Annotated in this window: 2 protein-coding genes and 1 pseudogene; all 3 read right to left on the bottom strand. The window is 52.0% G+C overall.

From position 1 onward, the window contains the following. A pseudogene (locus DBO31_RS01870) lies at positions 1-1,117 on the bottom strand (ribonucleoside-diphosphate reductase, adenosylcobalamin-dependent); the annotation flags it as partial. Between the two features lie 185 nt (positions 1,118-1,302). Beyond that, entirely contained in the window at positions 1,303-2,250 is a 948-nt protein-coding gene (locus DBO31_RS01865) for an alpha/beta hydrolase (protein WP_075581473.1), read from the bottom strand. A 110-nt stretch (positions 2,251-2,360) separates the two neighbouring features. Further along, positions 2,361-2,867, bottom strand: a 507-nt coding sequence (gene pyrR, locus DBO31_RS01860) for a bifunctional pyr operon transcriptional regulator/uracil phosphoribosyltransferase PyrR (RefSeq protein ID WP_150824301.1), incomplete at its 5' end; no start/stop codon positions are given.

The raw sequence follows: 2,867 nt of genomic DNA, 5'->3' as shown, positions 1-2,867 counted from the left end.
CCATGGCAAAGCCTATTTCATGGCAAAATGCCACGGCTTCGGGACTGCCATAAGTCAGACCCATCTTAATCAGCATGTCGCCCAGGCCCATGATTCCCAGACCAATCTGGCGCCACTGCTGTACACTGTCGCGCTGTTCCTGAAGGGGATGCAGGGGCAGTCCTTCTTCCAGCACGTCATTGAGGGCCCGGACGGCAATAGTGACACACCGTTTGAATTCCGTAAAGTCAAACGCCGCATCGGGCGTAAACGGGTGCTGGACAAACTGAGCCAGATTCATACTGCCCAAGAGACAGGATCCGCCCGCCGGCAGCGGTTCTTCCGCACAGGGATTGACACCGGAAAAAGAAAATTCCTTCGTATTGGCCAGCAGGTTCCAGTTCCGGATGCGGTCCCAGAACAGAGCCCCCGGTTCTGCATAGTCCCAGTTCGTTTCTGCCAGCAAGTGAAAGACATCGGCGGCCTGGACCATCGTTTCGATAGTCTGCCCCGTTTCCTGACGCGTAAAATGAAGGCGGAACGTCTTATGTTCTTTTACGGCCTGCATAAATTCATCGCTCAGACGGACGGATATATTGGCTTTGGTCACTTTATTCAAATCGGTTTTCAATTTGATGAAATCAATGACATCGGGATGGCTGCAGTCAATCGAAATCATGAGGGCGCCACGGCGGCCATTCTGTCCAATCAGTTCCGTAACCAGCGAATACAGGGTCATAAAGGAGATGGAACCGCTCGTTTCCTTCGCTGCGTTATTGATGCGCGCGCCTTTCGGACTGAGACTGGAAATATCGATGCCACAGCCGCCGCCATAGCTGTAAGTCCGGGCCAGTTTGCCTGCCCGGTCAAAAATGCTTTCAATATTGTCCTCTGGCGGCATCATGACATAACAGTTGGACAGGGTGATTTTTTTCCCTTCGTATTCCAACCCCCTGTTGGCCAGGATGCGCCCGCCGAACAGGAATTTCTGCTGCTGCAGCAATTCTGCCACTTCCGCATCATGCCCACTGACGCGATCCAGCCAGTGATCAAAATTTTCCCCATTATTACAGTACTTATTTTTCCAGATGTCGAGGCCAAGCTGATTGTCCGCGCCAAGCCATTCTTTTTCATCCATAACGATTCCTCCATAGAACGCCGCAAAGATCCGATATATTGTCATTTGTTGGTAATTTGCATACCATATGTAGTATGCAAAAATCTGACTCTATGATACCAGAGCCCCCGCCGACCGTCAAGACAAAAAGAAAATATATACCATACTGTTCATAGGACACTGGCCACGTCTTTTCTGCCAGTCAGTCACACATTTTCTTCCAAAAAATCTGTCACGGTCCGCACATATTCCCGGCGGTCTGTTTCAATAGCGGCCGCATGGGGCGAATCACGGAACACATGAAGATATTTATGTCCGCTGCCACACTGGTCGTACAGGCTCTGCGCCGTTTTGACCGGTACCAGCGTATCGGCACTGCCATGAAGGAACAGGACCGGTACTTTTATAAAGTGCACGGCATGGGCCGGTTCGATGGAAGAGACGAGCTTATGTGTATGAACGAGCATCGCTGCCTGGAAAAAAGGGTCGAGCAGATCATAACCGAGTACGAGGTTTTTATCTCCTGTCCAGTCCATCAGCTTTTCTCTGCCCATAGAAATGATATTTCCATAGGAACTGTCGGCAATGACAAAAGCCACCTGCTGCTGACGGTCACTGCCGGCATACAACAACGCCATAGCCGCCCCCAGGGAAATGCCGTGCAGGCCGATGACAGCCTGAGGATCTTTTCTGCGGAGCCACTGCATCCACATTTCCATATCCTCCGGTTCGGACAACCCCCAATCGGTATGGGCTCCTTCACTTTCTCCATGGCCCCGCTGGTCAATGAGCAGGACATTATATCCCAGGTTCTGATATATGGGAACATACCCAAGACACATGGAACGGTTCTGATACAGGCCATGGAGAAGGATAACCGTTTTATGAGAATGACTGGTGCTGGCAATGTAGGTTCCCCGTAAAATGGTCCCATCCGGGGCATTGACACGGACAGCTTCCCATTGCCGTTCTTTCTCCAGGACGCGTATGGGCGCTACATGCCGTGAATTATTCCGTATTCCCAGAATCTGGTCCCAGGGGGCTTCACGGAATTCATTATATGCCAGATTGCCCGCATAGGCACCGGCTGCAGTGGCGAGTACGATAAGGACAGCTGCCAGGCCGGCTATCCCTTTTAGTATACTGCGTATCATGAGTCATTCCTCCTTCTGACGACAGAGGCATCGCCCCTCCGTTATGGCCTTTATCATACGCCATGGAGTTCACTTCAGGTCAAGGACATGTCGTCAAAAAAGGCGCAGACTCAGCTGCGCACTTCTTCCCGCAATACCACCTGATTGCAGCCATCGACCTCTGATAACTGCACCGAAATATCTTCATGACGCGACGTAGGAACATTTTTCCCTACATAATCAGCCCGGATAGGAAGTTCCCTGTGTCCCCGGTCCACCAGGACCGCCAGTTCGATAAAACGGGGCCGCCCCAGTTCCATGATGGCGTTAAGGGCCGAACGCACGGTCCGACCTGTAAACAGGACATCATCGACGAGGACAATCGTCCTGCCATCGGCATCGAACCGGTTCTGTCCGCTGCTGACCGTATTGATACTGTTCTTGCGGTGATCATCCCGGTACGCGGAAATATCAAGATCATAGACGGGAACGGGAATTCCTTCAATAGCAGCCAGTTCCACCGCCAGCCGCTTGGCCAGCGGAACGCCCCGCGTATGGATTCCGACGAGGAGCATATTATCCAGGCCCTTATTGCGTTCAATGATTTCATGAGCTATGCGGCGGATGGCCCGGCTCAT

It is taken from the genome of Megasphaera sp. DJF_B143, assembly GCF_900320625.1.
Classification (GTDB): domain Bacteria; phylum Bacillota; class Negativicutes; order Veillonellales; family Megasphaeraceae; genus Megasphaera; species Megasphaera hexanoica.
This window is presented reverse-complemented; position numbering and strand designations above follow the sequence as displayed.

What these genes read in the sequence shown, in the direction of transcription:
- DBO31_RS01865 (WP_075581473.1), bottom strand. Translation starts at nt 2,250, where the DNA reads ATGATACGCAGTATACTAAAAGGGATAGCCGGCCTGGCAGCTGTCCTT.